Annotated in this window: 22 protein-coding genes; 13 read left to right on the forward strand and 9 right to left on the reverse strand. The window is 59.9% G+C overall.

Annotated features, from left to right (window positions below; genetic code table 11):
* Genes rplV through rpsJ form a run of 7 tightly spaced genes read right to left on the reverse strand, consistent with a single transcriptional unit; the run spans nt 1 to nt 3,367 of the window.
* Complete coding sequence (rplV, locus tag ACZM8Y_RS07540) at nt 1-339, reverse strand: 50S ribosomal protein L22 (protein WP_294512106.1); 339 nt, start codon at nt 337-339, stop codon at nt 1-3.
* 12 nt (nt 340-351) lie between these two features.
* Nucleotides 352-633 carry a 30S ribosomal protein S19 gene (rpsS, locus tag ACZM8Y_RS07545; RefSeq protein WP_005027819.1) on the reverse strand — a complete coding sequence of 94 codons (282 nt, stop codon included), beginning with the start codon at nt 631-633 and terminating at the stop codon, nt 352-354.
* A gap of 8 nt (nt 634-641) precedes the next feature.
* Nucleotides 642-1,472: a 50S ribosomal protein L2 gene (rplB, locus tag ACZM8Y_RS07550; RefSeq protein ID WP_005027821.1), complete on the reverse strand. Its 831-nt coding sequence runs from the start codon at nt 1,470-1,472 to the stop codon at nt 642-644.
* Between the two features lie 2 nt (nt 1,473-1,474).
* Nucleotides 1,475-1,762, reverse strand: coding sequence for a 50S ribosomal protein L23 (gene rplW, locus ACZM8Y_RS07555; RefSeq protein WP_005027822.1), 288 nt, complete (start codon nt 1,760-1,762; stop codon nt 1,475-1,477).
* 10 nt (nt 1,763-1,772) lie between these two features.
* Complete coding sequence (rplD, locus tag ACZM8Y_RS07560; protein WP_302551288.1) at nt 1,773-2,393, reverse strand: 50S ribosomal protein L4; 621 nt, start codon at nt 2,391-2,393, stop codon at nt 1,773-1,775.
* Nucleotides 2,394-2,408: 15 nt separating this feature from the next.
* The gene (rplC, locus tag ACZM8Y_RS07565) at nt 2,409-3,038 is read right to left on the reverse strand and encodes a 50S ribosomal protein L3 (RefSeq protein WP_302551289.1); all 630 of its coding nucleotides are present in this window, start codon (nt 3,036-3,038) and stop codon (nt 2,409-2,411) included.
* Nucleotides 3,039-3,049: 11 nt separating this feature from the next.
* Nucleotides 3,050-3,367 (reverse strand): 30S ribosomal protein S10, encoded by a 318-nt coding sequence (rpsJ, locus tag ACZM8Y_RS07570; protein WP_005027826.1) that lies wholly within the window; start codon nt 3,365-3,367, stop codon nt 3,050-3,052.
* 789 nt (nt 3,368-4,156) lie between these two features.
* On the opposite strand from rpsJ, the gene ACZM8Y_RS07575 reads away from it, so the two are divergent.
* Nucleotides 4,157-5,239, forward strand: coding sequence for a hemolysin family protein (locus ACZM8Y_RS07575; protein WP_308770527.1), 1,083 nt, complete (start codon nt 4,157-4,159; stop codon nt 5,237-5,239).
* Between the two features lie 732 nt (nt 5,240-5,971).
* Here the strand turns inward: ACZM8Y_RS07575 and ACZM8Y_RS07580 are convergent.
* Entirely contained in the window at nt 5,972-7,339 is a 1,368-nt protein-coding gene (locus tag ACZM8Y_RS07580; RefSeq protein WP_302551291.1) for an MFS transporter, read from the reverse strand.
* Between the two features lie 483 nt (nt 7,340-7,822).
* On the opposite strand from ACZM8Y_RS07580, the gene ACZM8Y_RS07585 reads away from it, so the two are divergent.
* The 9 genes from ACZM8Y_RS07585 to aac(6') all read left to right on the forward strand — a co-directional run bounded on the left by ACZM8Y_RS07585 (nt 7,823) and on the right by aac(6') (nt 14,479).
* On the forward strand, nt 7,823-8,233 hold the full coding sequence (locus tag ACZM8Y_RS07585) for a cytochrome c maturation protein CcmE (protein ID WP_308770526.1): 411 nt from the start codon (nt 7,823-7,825) through the stop codon (nt 8,231-8,233).
* Between the two features lie 147 nt (nt 8,234-8,380).
* Entirely contained in the window at nt 8,381-10,366 is a 1,986-nt protein-coding gene (locus tag ACZM8Y_RS07590; protein ID WP_482330536.1) for a heme lyase CcmF/NrfE family subunit, read from the forward strand.
* Between the two features lies 1 nt (nt 10,367).
* Nucleotides 10,368-11,027, forward strand: a complete 660-nt coding sequence (locus ACZM8Y_RS07595; protein ID WP_302551294.1) for an ABC transporter ATP-binding protein — start codon at nt 10,368-10,370, stop codon at nt 11,025-11,027.
* A complete protein-coding gene (locus tag ACZM8Y_RS07600; RefSeq protein ID WP_482330535.1) occupies nt 11,021-11,698 on the forward strand; it encodes a heme exporter protein CcmB in 678 nt (225 codons plus the stop codon). Before ACZM8Y_RS07595 ends, ACZM8Y_RS07600 begins: the two co-directional genes overlap by 7 nt.
* A 4-nt stretch (nt 11,699-11,702) precedes the next feature.
* The gene (locus ACZM8Y_RS07605; protein ID WP_302551296.1) at nt 11,703-12,377 is read left to right on the forward strand and encodes a cytochrome c biogenesis protein; all 675 of its coding nucleotides are present in this window, start codon (nt 11,703-11,705) and stop codon (nt 12,375-12,377) included.
* A gap of 56 nt (nt 12,378-12,433) precedes the next feature.
* Nucleotides 12,434-12,892 carry a hypothetical protein gene (locus ACZM8Y_RS07610; protein ID WP_487479893.1) on the forward strand — a complete coding sequence of 153 codons (459 nt, stop codon included), beginning with the start codon at nt 12,434-12,436 and terminating at the stop codon, nt 12,890-12,892.
* Nucleotides 12,893-13,171: 279 nt separating this feature from the next.
* On the forward strand, nt 13,172-13,309 hold the full coding sequence (locus tag ACZM8Y_RS07615) for a CcmD family protein (RefSeq protein WP_302551297.1): 138 nt from the start codon (nt 13,172-13,174) through the stop codon (nt 13,307-13,309).
* Nucleotides 13,302-13,937, forward strand: a complete 636-nt coding sequence (locus tag ACZM8Y_RS07620) for a tetratricopeptide repeat protein (protein ID WP_302551298.1) — start codon at nt 13,302-13,304, stop codon at nt 13,935-13,937. The genes ACZM8Y_RS07615 and ACZM8Y_RS07620 overlap by 8 nt, the downstream gene beginning before the upstream one ends.
* 86 nt (nt 13,938-14,023) lie before the next feature.
* Entirely contained in the window at nt 14,024-14,479 is a 456-nt protein-coding gene (gene aac(6') / locus ACZM8Y_RS07625; protein ID WP_337431080.1) for an aminoglycoside 6'-N-acetyltransferase, read from the forward strand.
* A gap of 99 nt (nt 14,480-14,578) precedes the next feature.
* On the opposite strand, the gene ACZM8Y_RS07630 is transcribed toward aac(6'), so the two are convergent.
* Nucleotides 14,579-14,803: a hypothetical protein gene (locus tag ACZM8Y_RS07630; protein ID WP_302551300.1), complete on the reverse strand. Its 225-nt coding sequence runs from the start codon at nt 14,801-14,803 to the stop codon at nt 14,579-14,581.
* Nucleotides 14,804-15,261: 458 nt separating this feature from the next.
* Here ACZM8Y_RS07630 and ACZM8Y_RS07635 point away from each other — a divergent pair, with 458 nt between their 5' ends.
* The 3 genes from ACZM8Y_RS07635 to ACZM8Y_RS07645 all read left to right on the forward strand — a co-directional run bounded on the left by ACZM8Y_RS07635 (nt 15,262) and on the right by ACZM8Y_RS07645 (nt 18,116).
* Nucleotides 15,262-16,314, forward strand: a complete 1,053-nt coding sequence (locus tag ACZM8Y_RS07635) for an aspartate-semialdehyde dehydrogenase (protein ID WP_479858379.1) — start codon at nt 15,262-15,264, stop codon at nt 16,312-16,314.
* Nucleotides 16,315-16,446: 132 nt separating this feature from the next.
* Nucleotides 16,447-17,388 carry an aminotransferase class IV gene (locus tag ACZM8Y_RS07640; RefSeq protein WP_302551302.1) on the forward strand — a complete coding sequence of 314 codons (942 nt, stop codon included), beginning with the start codon at nt 16,447-16,449 and terminating at the stop codon, nt 17,386-17,388.
* A 398-nt stretch (nt 17,389-17,786) separates the two neighbouring features.
* Complete coding sequence (locus ACZM8Y_RS07645) at nt 17,787-18,116, forward strand: DUF5666 domain-containing protein (protein ID WP_482330534.1); 330 nt, start codon at nt 17,787-17,789, stop codon at nt 18,114-18,116.
* Nucleotides 18,117-18,171 lie beyond the last annotated feature (55 nt).

Consider the following 18,171-nt stretch of genomic DNA (forward strand, 5'->3'; position numbering starts at 1 on the left):
TTATTCCTGCCCTTCTGCGAGTATCACGGTAATGTGACTGGTACGCTTGTGGATGTTGGTGGCGCGGCCCTGGGCGCGCGGCATGAACCGCTTCCAGGTGGGGCCTTCGTTCACCAGAATTTCCTTAACGACCAGAGCATCCACGTCCATGCTGGCGTTGTGTTCCGCGTTGGCGAGGGCCGAACGGACCACACCGAGAATAACGCCGGCGGGCTTGTTAGGCGTGAAGCGCAGCAGGTTCATGGCAGCCTCGACAGGCATACCCTTCACGTTGCGGGCGACCAGCCTGGTCTTGCGCGGAGCAACGCGCACGAATTTGGCAGTAGCTTTCGATTCCATGATTGGCACCCGTTATTTCTTGGCCTTGGTCTTCTTGTCGGCGGCATGGCCGTGGAAGGTGCGCGTCGGCGCGAATTCCCCAAGCTTGTGTCCCACCATGTTTTCGGTGACGAAAACGGGCAGGAACTTCTTGCCGTTGTGCACGGCGAAGGTGATCCCCACCATTTCGGGCAGGACGGTGGACCGGCGCGACCAGGTCTTCACCACACGGCGGTCGTTGGTTTCGACGGCCGTTTCCACCTTTTTCATCAGATGGTCGTCCACAAAGGGACCTTTTTTCAGTGATCTGGGCATAACAGCTCCTACTTCTGGCCGCGGCGCTTAACGATGAGACGCGACGAGGGCTTCTTCTTATCGCGGGTCTTGTAGCCCTTGGTGGGCATACCCCACGGGGAAACGGGGTGACGGCCGCCGGAGCTTCTGCCTTCACCACCGCCGAGCGGATGGTCGACCGGGTTCATGGCCACGCCGCGAACCTTGGGACGACGACCGAGCCAGCGATTACGGCCAGCCTTGCCCAGGGAGATGTTCTCATGCTGGATGTTGCCGACCTGGCCGATGGTGGCGAGGCAGGTGGCCAGCACCTTGCGGACTTCACCGGAGGGCATACGCAGCAGGGCGTACTTGCCTTCCTTGGCCACGAGCTGGGCATAGGTGCCAGCGGCGCGGCAGAACTGACCGCCGCGACCGGGGTTCAGTTCGATATTGTGCAGCACCGTGCCCACAGGGATGCGGGCCATGGGAAGCGCGTTGCCGGGCTTGATGTCGGCCTTTTCGCCGGACACGATCACGTCGCCCTGCTTCACGCCCAAGGGTGCAAGGATATAGCGTTTTTCACCGTCGGCATAGTGCAGCAGCGCGATGCGGGCGGTACGGTTCGGGTCGTACTCGATATGGGCGACGGTGGCCGGGATATCGAGCTTGTTGCGCTTGAAGTCGATGATGCGATACAGGCGCTTCACGCCACCGCCGCGGCGGCGGCTGGTGACACGACCATGGTTGTTACGACCAGCCTTTTTCGTGAGACCTTCCGTAAGGGATTTCTCAGGCGTGGTTCTGGTGATTTCCTCAAAGTCGGAAACCGTCTGGAAGCGACGGCCCGCCGAGGTGGGTTTCAGCTTGCGCACAGCCATGTTTACACTCCCTCAAAGAACTCGATCTTTTCACCGGACGCGAGGGTCACATAGGCCTTGCGCCATCCGGGGACGCGGCTTACCTTGCGGTTCCGCACGCGTTCCGTGGGCTTACGGGTAACCACGTTCACGTCAGTCACTTTCACATTGAAGGCGGTTTCCACGGCCTTCTTGATCTCAATCTTGTTGGCGTCGGGGTGGACGAAGAAAGCAACCTGATTCGCGCCGTCGCGCAGGAAGGTCGCCTTTTCGGTCACCACGGGCCGCAAGAGAATCTGCGTATGATCCATGGCCAACCTCTTATTTCAGCCGCGTTTCAACGGGTTCCACGGCGCCTTCCAGAAGCACGAGCTGCTTGTGCTTCAGGATCTCGTACACACTGAGCTGATCCGGGGTGGTCAGGGTGATGCCGGGCAGGTTCCGGGAAGAAAGCACAAGATTGCGCGATTCTTCGGGAGCGATGATGAGAGCCTTGGAAAGGCCCAGATTGCCTGCGATCTTGGCGAACACCTTGGTCTTCGCTTCGGGCAGGTCAAAGCCCTTGACCACGAGCAGGTTTTCACCGGCGAGGCGCGAAGAGAGCGCCATGCGCAGGGCCAGCTTGCGGATCTTCTTGTTCACCTTAAAATCGTACTTGCGGGGCTGGGGTCCGAAGAGGATCGCGCCGCCACGCCATACGGGGGAACGGTTGGAACCGGCGCGGGCGCGGCCGGTGCCCTTCTGGCGCCACGGCTTCACGCCGCCGCCGGAAACCATCGCCCGGGTCTTGGTCGAGTGAGTGCCCGCACGCTTGGCAGCGAGCTGAGCCCGCACCACGAGGTGGAGAATCTCCGGCCTCACAGCGACCTCGAACACTTCGGGAGCCAGGGTGAGTTCGCCCTGTTCCGTCTTGTCCTGATCGTATACTTTCACGACAGCCATTGTTTCTCTCCCTACCTACTGCTTACGCACCAGAACGAGGCCGTTTTTGGGGCCGGGCACGGAACCGCGGATGAGGATGACGTTGTCTTCCGCCCGCACGTCCACGATTTCAAGGCCCTGCACGGTAACCTGTTCGGCACCCCAGTGGCCCGCCATTTTTCTGCCCTTGAACACGTGACCGGGGAAGGTGTTGTTACCGATGGAGCCACCGGAACGATGCACCTTTTCACAACCGTGCGTGTCCTTGGAGCCCTTGAAGTTCCAGCGGCGCATGACGCCCTGGTACCCCTTACCGAGGCTCGTACCAGTTACTTTAATCTTGTCGCCGGCGGCGAACACGTCCGCGGTCAGCACGGCGCCCACTTCATAAGTGGCCGGGCCGTCGAGGCGGATTTCGCGGACCTTGCGGTAAAGAGCCGTTCCGGCTTTGGCAAAGTGACCCTTCATAGGCTTGGTCACATGCTTTTCCTTGGCTTCTTCGAAGGCGATCTGCAAAGCGTCGTAGCCGTCGTTTTCAGCGGTCTTGACCTGGGTGACAGGGCAAGGGCCAGCCTGAACAACCGTCACGGCCACGGCAGAACCGTCTCCAGCGAAGATGCGGGTCATGCCAAGCTTGCGACCCAGAATTCCCATTTTCTCAGCCATGACATTCCTCGCTAAAGCTTGATTTCCACATCCACACCCGCAGGCAGGCTGAGCTTGCCGAGGGCATCCACGGTCTGCTGCGTGGGTTCCAGGATGTCCATAAGCCGCTTATGGATCCGCATTTCAAACTGTTCACGGGACTTCTTGTCCACATGCACAGAGCGGTTCACGGTGAATTTATTGATATTGGTGGGCAGAGGAATTGGCCCTGCCACGCCCGCGCCCGTATTCCGAGCCGTATCGACGATTTCCGCCACAGCCTTGTCAAGGATGCGGTAATCGTAAGCCTTGAGCTTGATGCGGATACGATCACTGCTCACTGTCGTCATTGCGTCTACTCCGTTATCTGGCAACAATTGTCCGGTATCGTTCATAAAGAGCAACGAAACGAACCGAACCTCCACACAGCAGCCGACCTTTGAAAAGGCCGGTTCCAAAGCGTATGTACGTGAACGCTTCGGCCAACCCTGGCAAAGACCAGACGGCGGCTATGGGGTCGCCACGAACCTTTTGGTTACGTGCAGACTTCAATTATGTACGCGGGAGATTGGGACGAGGAGGGACGGCCATTCCGGCGTCACTCCGATGCTCTCCATTTCCATAATGAAGTCAACCCATGTTTCGCCAGCCTGGCCTGTATTGGATGAACATCCAATAAGACAGGTAGTCCCGCAGGGTCACCTAAGGGCTCTCGCCCCTTAACAAGACCTTTACAGCTGGGATCCGTGAGGGATTCCCGCAGCTCTAACGGCTCTTGACATCCTTTCGGCAATCAGTGACGCCTGCAAATGTCAAAGTCGGCCTGACGACCGACATAGCAGGATGGACAGTGCATCCACCCTTCCCTGCCGCACAGGGATGACCCACATCAAGTGGGGAAACGCATATCTATACAAAGAAGTCTGGAGCGTCAAGGGTTTTCTTGCCCGTTTCAGCCGCTTCCCCGTTTTTTTCTCTTTTCGGAAAACATTTCGGAACGGTTCCCGCGCCCCTGACTGGGCGTTCCGCCGCCCCTTCCGCCGAACAAGGGCATTGCTTTCCGCCCCCGTCAAGGCTACACTTTCATAATCCATATCCCTTCCAACCGCACGGGCCGGTGGCCCGGCAAGGTTCCGCTCATGATCACTCTGCTGCTCACCGTCTTTCTCGTGGTGCTGATTTCCGCGATCTGCTCCATGACCGAAGCGGCCCTCTACTCCGTCCCCTGGACCTATATCGAAAACCTGCGCAAGCAGGGGGCCACTACGGGCGAGATACTCTACCAGCTCCGTTCCCACATTGATCAGCCCATCGCCGCCGTCCTCACGCTCAATACGGTGGCGAACACGGCCGGGGCCGCCATAGCGGGCGCCGTCGCCGCCAATGTGCTCGGCGCGGACAGCACGGCATTGTTCGCGGCGGGGCTGACCGTCCTCATCCTCGCGTTCGGTGAAATCCTCCCCAAGACGCTCGGCGTGGCCCATGCCTGCGGCGTCGCCGGCTGCATGGCCCGGCCGCTCCAGCTCATGGTCATCGTCTTCAAGCCGTTCATCTGGTTTTCGAGCATGTTGACGCGCCTTGTGGCCCCGCCCCAAAGCGGCCCCTCCGCCACTGAGGACGACATCCGGGCGATCACCAGCCTCTCCCGCCAGACCGGCCGCATCCAGCAGTACGAAGAAAACGCCATCAGGAACATCCTCTCGCTGGATGTCAAACATGTGCGCGAGATCATGACCCCGCGCACGATGGTTTTTTCCCTCCAGGAAAGCGTTTCGATCAAGGAAGCCTACAACCACCCCCAGATCTGGCACTACAGCCGTATCCCCGTCTATGGCGACGACAACGAGGACATCGTCGGCATCGTGCTCCGCAAGGACATCGGGCGCTATGTTTCTCAGGGGCAGGGTGAAAAGACGCTGTTTGAAATCATGCAGCCCGTCCGCTTCGTCCTTGAAAACCAGACGGTGGACAAGCTGCTTTTGGAATTTCTGGAGTCGCGGCTCCATCTTTTCATCGTGCTGGACGAATATGGGGGATTGGCGGGCGTGGTATCCCTCGAAGACGTGCTTGAAGAGATGCTTGGCCGGGAAATTGTCGACGAGACCGATGCCGTCGCCGATCTGCGCGAAGCCGCACGCCAGCGCCGCAGCGCCCTGGCGCAGGCCCGCAGCCAGCAGAACGCCGCGCTCAAGGCCGCCCGCGCTGAGGCCGCGAAGGAGTAGAGGGGAGAAAATCGGGGGAGGACGCTTTTTGAAAAAAGCGCCCTCCCCCGAACCCCCTCCCGCAAAAACTTCGACTGGTGGGGAGGCTGTGCGGCAGGAGTCCTTTTATATGGAGAAAAGGTGCCGTCTTCGAGGCGAAGCCCAAACCGGTGCAGGAATTCCGTTGTATAGGAAAGGCTGTGTCCTAGAAAATGGTTGATGCTTTTTTCCTTGAAGTTCCAAAGGGATAACCGACAAAATGCCTTGGCTATGGATTCCGCCAAGGGGAAATTTTGAGAAAAAATTTGCATTTTCACAGCGTTGTAAAGGTGAAGCAACCATATACTATGACAGAGCCATAGGAAAAAGGTGGTTCGCCTCGTTGCAGGCTGAGCGGCTTGAACGGTGGATTCTGTATCTTTTTTTATGGATAGTGCTCGAAGCAAGAAAAGCCCCCGGAACATGCCGGGGGCTTTTCTTGTGTCCTGAGAATGGCCGGTGAACGGCTTTCTAAAGGCCCTTTTTGGGGCGGGCCCGCATACTGCGGACAGGCCTTCCCCTTAGGGAGAAAACGGAGAACGGATGCTGCGGGGATCCCCTCCCGCGCCGTCGCTGCTCCGTATGCCTTTTTATTTGAGAGGGAGCGGCTGGCCGCCCCATTTTTTAAGAAAGGGTGGAGTTCGGGGAGGGGAGGAGAACAACCTTCCTCAGAAGGATCTCCCTCCCCGATTCCATACCCATTTCCCTGCCCTGCTAGGCGGATTCGCCTTCCATAAGCGGTTCCGAAACGGGGGATTCATCCTCAACGGAAGAGGCAGGAGGAAAGCCCTTTCTGTTGAGGTGACGGATCCACAGGGTGCAGGCCGCGCTGATGATGCCAGCGGAGCCCAGATAGGCGCAGAGATACCAAGGCTCGCCGCCATCCCAAGCCACGAGCATGGTCGCCACCATCGGCGTCAGGCCCGCGGCGAAAATGCCTGAGAACTGATAGACGAAGGAAATGGCGGAATAGCGGACGGAGGGATCGAAGCTGTCGGAGAAAAGGCTCGACATGGTCCCGAACACGGCGGCGTACACTACGCCGAACGGCAGGGCCAGGGCGAGGCAGACGTAAAGATAGTTGTCGGAATAATTATGGAACACCCAGAAAGCCGGGAAACCAAGGATGCCGAGCAGCAGGGCGCAAAAACCGAACACGCGGGCCTTGCCGATACGGTCGGCGACATAGCCCCAGAAGGGGATGAAGAAAGACATGACCACAGAGGCGATCATGACCACCGCGAGCGCGGAGGAACGCTCAAGCCCGCGGGTCTGGGTCAGGTAGCTCAAGGAGAACACCGCAAAAGTGTTGAAGGCCACGCCGTCGATGAGACGGGCACCCATACAGGCCACCATCATCTTGGGGTAACGCTTGAAAGCGTCGAGCAGGGGGTACTTCACTTCCGGCATCTTGGCCTTGGCTTCCGAGAAGTCCTTGGTTTCATGCACGGAGGAACGGATATAGGAACCGACGAACAGCAGCCCGGCGCTCATAATGAATGCGATGCGCCACCCCCAACTGATGAAGGATTCGTTGGAAAGCACCGCGGAGAAAAAGCCGATGACGCCGGAAGCCAGCAGCAGGCCGAGGGAAAGCCCTATCTGCGGCAGGCTGGCATAAAAAGCGCGCTTGTGCGCGGGAGCCGACTCGAAAGACATCAGCACGGCGCCGCCCCATTCGCCGCCGAGCCCGAGGCCTTGCGCAACACGGCACAAAATGAGCAGGATCGGGGCCCAAATCCCGATGCTGGCATAGGAAGGGATACACCCGATGGCTACGGTTCCCGTCCCCATGATCATCAGGGTAAGCACCAACACCTTTTTGCGGCCGATTTTGTCGCCGAAATGCCCAAACACGAGGCCGCCCAAAGGCCGGGCCACAAAACCCACCGCGAAGGTGGCGAATGCCAGCATGGTTCCGATACGGTCGTCAAATTCGGGGAAATAAAGATGATTGAAGATAAGCCCCGCGACAACGCCGTACAGGAAGAAGTCATACCACTCTATAACGGCCCCTACGAGTGAGGAAACGACGACGCGGCGAAGGTTTTTATCGTGTTCAATCTGTTCTGTGGTTTTCATGAATGCTCCTTGGGATGCTTTGGTGTTGCCCCTGTTTGTTGTCCCTAAAGAGCACAATCTGTGCCATCATTTTAGTGTATTCCCTCGCCTTCATTCGTTTTCCGTCCATTTTTGAGTTTTTTTCTCCTGTGCCGGAAATGGATTACCGCACGTACCAAAAGCGCCGATACTGCTTGCGCAAAAAAGGTATTGTTCTAAATTTGCATCATTTGTTCTACAAAAAAAAGGTATATTGATGAATAAATGCATCAAATGGGAGATTAGATTTTAAGAAACGCTCCTGATAGTTGTTTTTATGCATCATTATGAAATATCCGGGGAAACGCCCTTCATGTGCTGAAAAAAACAAGCGCTGCGGCGGAAAAAAGGCTGAAAAATCAACAGACGGGAAGGTGTGTTGAAGCCGGAAGTGATTTGACTTTTGCCCTCCCCGCTGGTATTCGGCACGATGGAAGTGAGGAGGAAAGCATAACAGGAACCACCATGGCAAAAAAATCCGGCAAGAACGTCTATCTCGTAGCGCTTCTCCTGTTTTTGGGAGGCGTCGGCTATCTTGCGTATTCCGGCTTTTCCGAAAACAGCGTCTATTTCCTCAATGTCTCCGAAGCGCTTGCCACCCCCTCCGATAAGCTGAAGGCCGCCCGCCTCTTCGGTACCGTTGCCGAGGACGGGCTTTCGCGCTCCGAAACCGGCCGGGACGTCAGGTTCCGGCTGGAAGATCAGGAGAACAAGGCTACTACGCTGTGGGTTGAGTACACGGGCGCCATCCCGGACACCTTCAAGGCCGGTGCGGAAGTCATTGTGGAAGGGGGGCTCCGGCCTGACGGTTCGTTTCAGGCCAAAACGCTCATGACCAAGTGCCCTTCCAAGTATCAAAAGGAAAACAGAGGCTGAACGCCGCCCTGCCCCGAATCTTCGGCCGGCCTGCCGCCCAGCGCGGCGGGCCCCGTGTGATGCGGGCGGAGCGGCTTTTTGTATGTACCGGAGCCGTAACCGCGGCCCACTCTTTCGGGAAGAGATCCCGGACAACTTGGAGCTTCCATGTATTATTTCGCTTTCGTCCTTCTTGCGCTCTCCATGCTCTGCGCACTCGCCGGGGCGCTGTGGGCCGTCAAATCGCTGTGGCCGAGGACGGCCCCGGCTGCGGGCAAGGCCCAGCGCCGCACCTCCGTTCCGGGCCTCGGCTTCATCGAAAAGGCCAACCTGTGCCTGACGGGGTGTTACGTCATCGCGTCCGCTATCCTTATATATGCGCTGGCGAGCTACGACTTCTCCCTGGTCTATGTGGCGAGCTACACCGACCGGCTGCTGCCGCTCTTCTACCGCATTACGGCCTTCTGGGCGGGACAGGCCGGCTCCATGTTGTTCTGGGCTTTCTCCGTAGCCATCTGCGGCGGGCTGTTCCAGCTTACCCGCTCCTATAAGGGCCTGACCCCCGACACGCGGCTCTGGTACTGGGTCTTTTACCTCGGCATCATGAGCTTCTTCGGGCTCATCCTCGTGACCTGGAACAACCCCTTCCTCATGAACCATGCCGTGCCGCAGGACGGCAACGGGCTGAACCCCCTGCTCCAGAACCCCGGCATGATCTTCCATCCCCCGCTGCTGTTCCTCGGTTATGGCGGGTTCGTGATCCCCGGCTGTCTCGCCCTCGCCCAGACGCTGAGCCGCAGGCACGCCGATGAGGCGGCATGGACGGATGTGGCCCGGCCCTTCACGCTGGCGGCGTGGGCCATGCTTACCGCGGGCATCGTGCTCGGCGGCTGGTGGGCCTACATGGAACTCGGCTGGGGCGGCTACTGGGCATGGGACCCGGTGGAAAACGCCTCCCTCATCCCGTGGCTCATCGCTACGGCGGCCCTGCACACCATGCTCATCCAGACGCGCCGCAACAAGCTGCACGGCGTGAACGTCTTCCTTATGGCGCTCACCACCGTTTCGGCGTTCTTCGCCACCTACCTTGTCCGCAGCGGCGTGGTGCAGTCCGTGCATGCCTTCGGTTCCGGCGGCGTGGGCGTCCCACTGCTCCTCTTCATCCTCATTTCCGTCGCCCTTTCCTTCTGGATCGCCCTGCTCGCGCGGCGTTCCGATGCGGGCGAACTGGCCGGGATCGAAAGCCGCGAAGGGTTCCTTGTCCTGACCTCGTGGCTCCTGCTGGCGCTTTCGCTGATCATCCTCGTCGCAACCATGTGGCCCGTGTTCACCGCCTTCTGGAAAGAGACCGTCATGGGGCTCGCCCGTGAAGTCGTCCTTGACGAGGCCGGGCATGACCACGGCGGCGCGGTGGGCCTGACCGCCGACTTCTACAACCGCGTCTGTATGCCGCTGTTCGCCGCCATGGTCGCCATCCTGAGCATCTGCCCGTGGCTCGGCTGGAACGGCGGCGTCCGCAACATGCGCAAGCTCCTCCTCGTGGTGTGTACCTTCATCGGGGCCGCCGCCGCGATGTACGCCATCGGCTACACCCTGCCCGTCGCCGTGCTCGGCGCGTCGGCAAGCATCGCCGCGCTGGTCAGCATGGGCCTGAAACTCTTTGAGCGGCCCATCTACAGCCACGCTCCGAGCTTTTCCGCCTACGGCATCCACATCGGGGTGGCCCTCATCGCGCTCGGCATCGCCTTTTCCGGCCCCTACAAGATCGAATCCGAACCCACAATGGCTATGGGCGAGACCGTGAAGGTCGGCCAGTTTGAGGTCACCTTCAAGAACCTGTATGAAGGCGAAGGCGCCGGCTATATCTTCCTTGAGGGCGAGCTGGAAGTCCGCAAGGACGGCAAGCTCATCGGCATCGCCTCCCCGCAGCGCCGCGTCTACGCCAAGTGGGGGCAGATGCAGTTCGCGGAGGCCGCGGTCATCCCTTCGCTGGGCAATGAGTTCTATGCGACCCTTATGGCGGTGGATCAGCAGAACCGGGCCGTGTTCCGCCTGAGCTCCAACCCGCTGGTCAACTGGCTGTGGATCGGCGGCATCCTGATGTGCCTGCTGCCGTTCATCAGCTTCAGGCGCCGCAACGGCCGGGAAAGCTGAGATGCTGCTGAAGCTCGCCGGAATCGGAAAACTCTTCGGCGCCCGCGCCGTGCTCAGGAACATTTCGTTTGAGGTGCATCCCGGCACGGTCACGCTGCTGGTCGGCGCGAACGGCGCGGGCAAGACCACCCTGCTCAAGATCATGGCCGGGCTGGCCCGCCCCACCGTGGGCACCGTCGAACGGTTTTGCGAAGACGGCGGGCTCGGCTACCTTGGGCACGCCACGTTCATCTATCCGGGCCTGACCGCGCTTGAGAACCTTGCGTTCTGGAGCGGGATGCACGGGAAGCCGACGGACAAGGCGGCGCTCTCCGAAGCGCTGGCCCGCGTGGAGCTGGCCCCCTTTGCCGAAGAACGGGCCGGAACCTTCTCGCGCGGGATGGCACAGCGGCTGAACCTCGCCCGCATCCTCCTCCAGTCGCCCCAGCTTCTGCTGCTCGACGAACCGGGCACCGGGCTTGATGTGCGTTCCCTCGCCATCCTGCACCGGGAAATCGCCGTGGCCCGTGAACGGGGCGCGGGGATCGTCTGGATCACCCACGATGTAGCCGGGGACGCCAAGCGCGCCGACCGGATCATCGCCATCGAGAACAGAACCATCGGCTACTGCGGCCCCGCCTCCGGGTATGAAGGTGCCCGCACCGGGGGGGCCGTATGCTGAAAGCCACCTGCCTCATCGCCCGCAAGGATCTGCGCCTCGTGCTTTCGCGCGGGGCCGGGCTCGTGCAGGCGCTCCTGCTCGGCCTGCTGCTCATCTTCGTGTTCAGCCTGTCACGGGAAACCGGGGAAACCATGAGCGGGCAGGGGGCCGCCACGATCTTCTGGCTGTCCTCGGCCTTCTGTCAGGTCTTATCCTTTAATATGCTGTACGGGCTCGAAGAGGCCAACGGTTCACGGGCGGGGCTGCTGCTCCTGCCCGCGCCGGTCCAGTCCGTATTGCTCGGCAAGGCTGCGGCGGGGTTGTGCATCATCCTGACGGCGCAGCTCCTTTTCCTTCCGGCGGCCATCGTGTTCCTTGGGCAGTCGCTGGGCGACGGCTGGCCTCTGGCCCTGCTCGCCCTCGTCCTTACCGACGTCGGCATGGCGTCGCTCGGCTCCCTGCTCGGCGCGCTGTCGCAAGGGCAGGCCGCGCGGGAATCGCTGCTGTCCATCGTGCTTTTCCCGCTGATCATCCCCATCCTGCTGGCGGGTATCCGCGTCTGCGCCGGGGGGCTCAGCGAAGCCCTGCCCGAAGGCGTGGAGTCATGGCTCGGCATTGCCGCAGCCTTCGACGCGGTGTTCCTCGCGGCGGGGCTTGTCCTTTTCCCCTTTGTCTTTTCAGGAGACGAATAATCTCATGCGGTACACATGGATGCTCCCCTGCGCCGTGCTCGGCGGCGTGCTCATGGCGGCCTGTCAGGTGCTTATCTATCGGTATGCGCCTGTCGAGCAGACGATGGGACTGGTGCAAAAGATCTTTTACACGCATCTGCCGTTGGCGTGGTGGTCATTTGTGAGCTTCTTCCTCGTCTGCGTATCCGGGGTGGCCTACCTCAAGACGCGCAGCCGCCACTGGGACGCCGTGGCCGGGGCCGCCGCCGAGGTGGGCGTGGTGCTCAGCGGGCTGGCGCTCGTTTCCGGCTCCATCTGGGCGCGCCATTCGTGGGGCGTCTGGTGGACGTGGGACCCGCGCCTGACCACGACGCTGATCCTCTGGTTCCTCTATGCGGGCTACCTCGTCCTGCGCAAGATGGACATGCCCCGCGAGCGCCAGGCGAACCTGTGCGCGGTGGTCGGCATCGTGGCCTTTGTGGACGTGCCGCTGGTATTCCTGTCCGCACGGCTGTGGCGCTCCATCCATCCCGCCGTGTTCGCCAACAAGTCCGGCGGGCTTGAACCAGAAATGAAGATCGCCGCCATCGCCGCCGTCGCCTGTTTCGGGCTCGTCTGGGCGGCCCTCGTCGGCCTCCGTACCTTGCAGATTAAGCAGAAAGAACGTCTCGACGGCCTCGCCGTCCACGGCGAGTTGTAGTCAACCACAGGGAAAGGATCGGGGGAGGGGCCTTTTTGAAGGCTCTGTCATGGTACGTGGCTGTTTCATCCCCACAGCACGGTGAAAATACAGCCTTTTTCTCCGGTTTTCCCTTGGCGGACTTTATGGCTGAAACATTGTATCGGTTGTTCCCTCCGAACTTCAAGGAAAAAGGCATCAACCATATGACACAGCCTTTGAAAAAACTCCTCCAAGAACTTTCGCCTTTTGGATTCCGGGGGTTATATAGGGGGGCCTCATTTGCAGGGGTTCCTGAGCGTAACCTCACCACCAGCCGGAATTTTTCGGAAGGAGGCTTGGTGAGAGGGCTTTTTGCAGGGCGCTGTCATAGGATGTGGCTGTTTCAGCTCCACAGATTGGTAACCATACCGCCTTTTTCAGTTTTCCCATTGGCGGGCTTCATGGCTGAGGCATTGTATCGGTTATCCCGGTGGAACTTCAAAAAAGAAGGCTCTGTTATAATATGTGGTTGTTTCATCTCCACAGTGCGGTGAAAAAGACAGCCTTTTTCCCGCTTTCCCCTTGACGGGATACACGGCTAAGGCATTTTTCCGGTTATCCCTTTGGAGTTTCAAGGAAAAGGCATCAACCATTTTCTATAACACAGCCAAAAAGAAAGTACCAACCATTTCCTATGGCACAGCCTTCAATGAAAGCGGCATAACAATCTGTATAGTCAATATAGTGTAAACATATCAACAAAATCCTGCGGCAGAGGCTTTTGCAAAAACCTCCTCCGCCATCAAACCAACCACAAATCAAGGAGTCCCCTCATGACCGATATGGATTGGCTCATGTATGCGAATATCGCCGTATGGATCGGGCTCGGCGCCTACCTTGCGTTCCTGATCCGCAACCAGATAGCCCTCAACCGCCGCCTTACCCAGTTGGAGACCCTGCGCAATGACTGATCAGACTTTCGGAAAAAACCGCCGCTCCATCCTGCTGCTCATCACGGCGGGGCTGGTGCTTATGCTCGCGTCCACACTGTCCTACTTCTCGGACAACCCCGGACTGGTTTCCCACACGACTACCGGCACACAGGCCGCGGCCCCGTCCGGGCAGCAGATGCCCACAAGCGCGGGCATGGACGAAGCCACGCAGCAGGGTATCATGGCCCTGATGCAGAAACTCCAGAAAAACCCCACGGACCTCGAAGCCCTCATCGGCCTGACCGAGCACTTTATGCACACGCAGGACTGGCAGCGGGCCGAGACGTTCGCCCTGCGCGCCGTGGTCGCCGCGCCCAACGAAACGCAGCCCCTCTACATGCTCGGCATCATCCAGCACAGCCAGAACCGCAACGCCGAAGCCGCCGCCAGCCTCGAAAAGGTCGTCGCCGCCAAGGAAGATCCTTCCGTGCGCTACAGCCTCGGCATCCTCTACGCCTACTACCTCGATCAGCCGGACAAGGGCCTCGAACAGCTCCAAAAGGCGCTCGATGACCCGAACACCCCGGCGGATCTCAAGAAGGCGGTGGCCGAGGAGGTCACAAAAATCAAGGAACACAAAAACCACACGCCCCAGCAGGCACAGTAATATCCACCGAACCCAAAGGCCGGGGCTCCTCTAAAAAAGGGGATCCGGCCTTTTTGCTTGCAAAAGAAAGGATGGAACGGCAATCCATGATGAAGAAAGAAATAACTCTGCGGCAGGCAACGCCGCGGGACACGGATACCGTAACGGATCTCGCCCTGCTCCTCTGGCCGGGACACGGCAGGGAATCCCTGCGGCAGGAGATGGAAGCCTTTTGTACCCGCGAAGATGCCGCCGCTTTCCTCGCCTCCGCGGACGGCGTACCCGTGGGGTTCGCCGCCTGTGCCCTGCGGTGGGAATACGTCGAGGGGACGGAACAATCCCCGGCAGGCTACCTCGAAGGGATTTTTGTCGCTGCGGCATTCCGGCGGTGCGGCGCGGCGGCCGGGCTGCTGCGGCGCTGTGAAGCGTGGGCCAAAGAAAAAGGATGTGCGGAGTTCGCCAGCGACTGTGAGCTGGAAAACGAGGAAAGCCGGCTGTTCCATGCCGCATGCGGCTTTTCGGAAGTCTGCCGAACCATCAATTTCGCCAAGCGGCTTGCCTAGGCTGGGGTGTAAAAAACCCTCCCGCAAAAGGGGAGGGCCGTAATGCCGTAGGGACGTCCCGGCACCGGACGGGCCGAAACGGAGAGGTTCAAGAGGCGATCAGGCTCCGCAGGATTTCTGGCGCTGGCAGGAACGCAGTTGCAGTTCCAGCACGATCAGGCGCTCATAATCCTGAACAGGAACCACCGTTTGCTGATATTCGGCACGCAAGGCGCTCTCGATCTGCTGGGTTTCTTCCCAGAAATCAAGAAGCTCTTCATCAGCCAGATTCTTGATCTGGACATTGAAGGGCGCTTCATCAGCAGGGGAAAGACGAGTGGCCATAAAATACTCCTTGTCAGCGTACGGGGCCGGAAAAATTCCGGGTGTATCCTGACGACGTAGATTACCTTTACTTTACGGTCAAACTATAAGAACAAACACCGTGGCTGGCAAGCGACTCTAACGCCGCTCCCGTGTTTTGAGGCTTCGGGCGCGGCGAAACGGGGCCCCAATCCGGCGCGACAGAAATAACATTTATGTCAAAAAGGGCAAGCGCCGGGCCTCGCCCCCCCTTTCCGCGCATCCTGCCGGAGGAAAGCCCGAACCCTTTGATATCCAAAAGCCTTTTGGCCCATTACGCGTGACTGCCCGAAATGCCGTCAAAAAAAGGATACGGATTTCGGGCGAAAAGCGCTTCAACAGGCTTGACAGCGGCGGCAACCCGTTACATGAACATCGAACGCCTTGCGAAAATCACACGCTCCGAGGCTTTCCTTTTTTGTTCGAGGATAGAGGATACCATGTCTGAAAAAAAACTCGTTGTCGCTGTTGTGGGGGCTACCGGCGCCGTCGGCCGTGAAATGCTGAAGACCCTTGAAAGCAGGAACTTCCCCGCCACTGAGGTCGTTCCCTTCGCCTCGGCCCGTTCCGCCGGGACGAAAGTCCCCTACGGGGATTCCGAGCTGGTCGTGCGCGAACTGAAGGAAGATGTGTTCGAGGGCATCGACATCGCCATCTTCTCCGCGGGCGGTTCCACCTCCGAAAAATACGCCCCTCACGCCGCCGCCGCGGGTTGTATCGTCGTGGACAACTCCAGCGCGTGGCGCATGGACGAGCGCTGTCCGCTGGTCGTGCCCGAAGTGAACCCCGATGCGCTGGAAGGGCACAACGGCATCATCGCCAACCCGAACTGCTCCACCATCCAGATGGTCGTGGCCCTGAAGCCCCTGCACGACGCCGCGGGCATCCGCCGCGTGGTGGTCTCCACCTATCAGGCCGTTTCCGGATCCGGGCAGAAGGGCATCAGCGAACTGGAGACGCAAGTCCGCCAGATGTTCAACCTGAAAGAGCCCGAAGTGAACGTGTATCCCCACCGCATCGCGTTCAACTGCATCCCGCACATCGACGTCTTCCTTGAGAACGACTACACCAAGGAAGAAATGAAAATGGTTCACGAAACCGTCAAGATCATGCGCGACCCCAACGTGAAGGTGACCGCCACCTGCGTGCGCGTGCCCGTGTTCTACGGACACTCCGAGTCCGTGAACATCGAAACCGAACGCAAGCTTTCCGCCAAGGAAGCCCGCGCCATCCTTGCGCAGGCCCCCGGCGTGCAGGTGTACGACAACCCCTCCGAAAAGATGTATCCCCTCGCGATCGACGCCGCCGGGGAAGACCAGACCTATGTGGGCCGCATCCGTGAGGACGAGACTATCCCGAACGGCCTCAACCTGTGGATCGTCGCCGACAACATCCGCAAGGGCGCCGCGCTCAACGCCGTCCAGATTGCCGAGGAACTGCTCCGCCGCGACCTGCTCGGCGTAAAGGATCGCACCGTGTTCATCAAGAAGTAAATCCGGTTCCCGCGAACCGTTTCTTCCGATTGGGGCATCCGGGAAACCGGGTGCCCCAATCTGGCCTTTTCGCCCCGAAGGGAGTAAGAATATTGGCAGCCCACCCTTGAAACCACCAGAAAGAGGTTTGCCATGATTCCCGTACTGGACACGAATGCATGGATCGAGAAGCTCCGGGAACTGGAACGTCCCGGCGCGGACAATATTCTGGCTTTCTACGAACACCGTTTCGGCGCGATCTGCCGCGATCCCCGGCTGATGCTGGCCCCGCTGGACGACCACCTCGTCCATCGCGGCGACGGCGTCTTTGAAACCATCCGCTTCACCGAACGCAAGGTCATCCACCTTGATGCGCACCTGCGGCGGCTCGCCAATTCCGCCGCCGGGCTGTCCCTCACCCTGCCCTGCCCCATTGAGGAAATCCGGGATATCGTGCTCGCCGTGGCCAAGGCCGGAGACGAACCCGAAGGTAATATCCGCATCCTGTCGGGCCGCGGGCCCGGAGGGTTCGGCATCGCGCTCAAGGAGTGCCCCCAGTCCAGCCTGTACGTGGCCGCCTACCGCGTCCCGGTACGCACGGACGCATGGTACGACAAGGGCCTCACCGCCTTCCGCAGCGACGTGCCGGTCAAGCCCGCCATGTTCGCCCGCCTCAAGACGACCAACTATCTTTCCGCCGTCTTCATGACGCTTGAGGCCATGCGGAAGCACATGGACGTCGCCCTGACCTTCGACGCGGACGGCTGCCTGACCGAAGCGGCCATAGCCAACGTAGCCGTGGTTGACGCCAAGGGCGCGCTGGTGTTCCCCGAATTCAAGAACGCGCTGGTCGGCACGGTGGCGACCAAGGCGATGGAGCTTGCCAAGGCGTTCATGCCCGTGGAGATCCGCCCCATCCCGCAGGCCGAGCTGGATTCCGTCCGGGAGATGATGATCCTCGGCACGGCGCACGAGTGCATCGGCGTGACCCATTTCGAGGGCAGGCCCATCGGCGGCGGCAAGACCGGCCCCGTGGCCCACAAGCTCCGCAAGCTCATCCGTGAGGATCTCCTCGCCGGCGGCGAGGCTTTTTAAGGAAGGGAAAGGATTGTGGGGATGTGGAGGGGGAGGGAGAACCTTTCTGGAGAAAGGTTCTCCCTCCCCCTCCACGCCTCCCCCACCCGCTCCAAAGACTTTCGCGCTTATCGAATCCCTGTTCGGGGCGTTCCCTGTCCGCCGATGAACGCGGGATAGCGAATAAGGGGATGATGGGCGATGTTTTCACAGGCCATTTTCAGTTCCCCCTCATCCGCAGTTGAGGGCATTTATTTCCCCATCGCGGTTTTCGGGGCTCTAAAGAAAGGTGGTTGTGGACAAGGTGAAACGGGGGCATCGTGTTTCCCGCAGTGGGTGAAAAATCAAACCGTTCGGGATGATACTCATGGCTTTCTATGGCGGCGCTCCCTAGCGTGGGATGCAAAAGGAGGGCTGCCATGCTCAAACGTACGTTGTGCGCCGCCTTTGCGGTTGCCGTTCTTGCCGCTTTTTCCGTCCCGGCTTTTGCCGGTTCCCACCACAAGATGCGTGTCCGCGGCACTGTGGAAAGCGTCGATCCCGCCCAAAAGACCTTCGTTGTGAAGAACCGGGACGGCAAGGCGATCCCCTTCCGCGTGGATGATCGCAGTGAATTTGAGCTCGAACACAGGGACAAGCCCGATCAGGACGTGCCCTTTACGGAATTGAAGTCCGGCGACCGCGTCAAGGTCAAGGCATTCAAGGGAGAACCGCCGTACCTCGTGGACGATGTGGACATCTACAGGTAAATCCGGCTCCGCAAGATGAAGCCTCTGAGGGGAAAGGACGCCGTTTCTTTCCCCT

Source organism: Bilophila sp., assembly GCF_057864385.1.

Bases quoted from the DNA above. Each gene is read 5' to 3' on its own strand.
- rplV (WP_294512106.1), bottom strand. From the start codon at position 339: ATGGAATCGAAAGCTACTGCCAAATTCGTGCGCGTTGCTCCGCGCAAG.
- rpsS (WP_005027819.1), bottom strand. From the start codon at position 633: ATGCCCAGATCACTGAAAAAAGGTCCCTTTGTGGACGACCATCTGATG.
- rplB (WP_005027821.1), bottom strand. From the start codon at position 1,472: ATGGCTGTGCGCAAGCTGAAACCCACCTCGGCGGGCCGTCGCTTCCAG.
- rplW (WP_005027822.1), bottom strand. From the start codon at position 1,762: ATGGATCATACGCAGATTCTCTTGCGGCCCGTGGTGACCGAAAAGGCG.
- rplD (WP_302551288.1), bottom strand. From the start codon at position 2,393: ATGGCTGTCGTGAAAGTATACGATCAGGACAAGACGGAACAGGGCGAA.
- rplC (WP_302551289.1), bottom strand. From the start codon at position 3,038: ATGGCTGAGAAAATGGGAATTCTGGGTCGCAAGCTTGGCATGACCCGC.
- rpsJ (WP_005027826.1), bottom strand. From the start codon at position 3,367: ATGACGACAGTGAGCAGTGATCGTATCCGCATCAAGCTCAAGGCTTAC.
- ACZM8Y_RS07575 (WP_308770527.1), top strand. From the start codon at position 4,157: ATGATCACTCTGCTGCTCACCGTCTTTCTCGTGGTGCTGATTTCCGCG.
- ACZM8Y_RS07580 (WP_302551291.1), bottom strand. From the start codon at position 7,339: ATGAAAACCACAGAACAGATTGAACACGATAAAAACCTTCGCCGCGTC.
- ACZM8Y_RS07585 (WP_308770526.1), top strand. From the start codon at position 7,823: ATGGCAAAAAAATCCGGCAAGAACGTCTATCTCGTAGCGCTTCTCCTG.
- ACZM8Y_RS07590 (WP_482330536.1), top strand. From the start codon at position 8,381: ATGTATTATTTCGCTTTCGTCCTTCTTGCGCTCTCCATGCTCTGCGCA.
- ACZM8Y_RS07595 (WP_302551294.1), top strand. From the start codon at position 10,368: ATGCTGCTGAAGCTCGCCGGAATCGGAAAACTCTTCGGCGCCCGCGCC.
- ACZM8Y_RS07600 (WP_482330535.1), top strand. From the start codon at position 11,021: ATGCTGAAAGCCACCTGCCTCATCGCCCGCAAGGATCTGCGCCTCGTG.
- ACZM8Y_RS07605 (WP_302551296.1), top strand. From the start codon at position 11,703: ATGCGGTACACATGGATGCTCCCCTGCGCCGTGCTCGGCGGCGTGCTC.
- ACZM8Y_RS07615 (WP_302551297.1), top strand. From the start codon at position 13,172: ATGACCGATATGGATTGGCTCATGTATGCGAATATCGCCGTATGGATC.
- ACZM8Y_RS07620 (WP_302551298.1), top strand. From the start codon at position 13,302: ATGACTGATCAGACTTTCGGAAAAAACCGCCGCTCCATCCTGCTGCTC.
- ACZM8Y_RS07630 (WP_302551300.1), bottom strand. From the start codon at position 14,803: ATGGCCACTCGTCTTTCCCCTGCTGATGAAGCGCCCTTCAATGTCCAG.
- ACZM8Y_RS07635 (WP_479858379.1), top strand. From the start codon at position 15,262: ATGTCTGAAAAAAAACTCGTTGTCGCTGTTGTGGGGGCTACCGGCGCC.
- ACZM8Y_RS07640 (WP_302551302.1), top strand. From the start codon at position 16,447: ATGATTCCCGTACTGGACACGAATGCATGGATCGAGAAGCTCCGGGAA.
- ACZM8Y_RS07645 (WP_482330534.1), top strand. From the start codon at position 17,787: ATGCTCAAACGTACGTTGTGCGCCGCCTTTGCGGTTGCCGTTCTTGCC.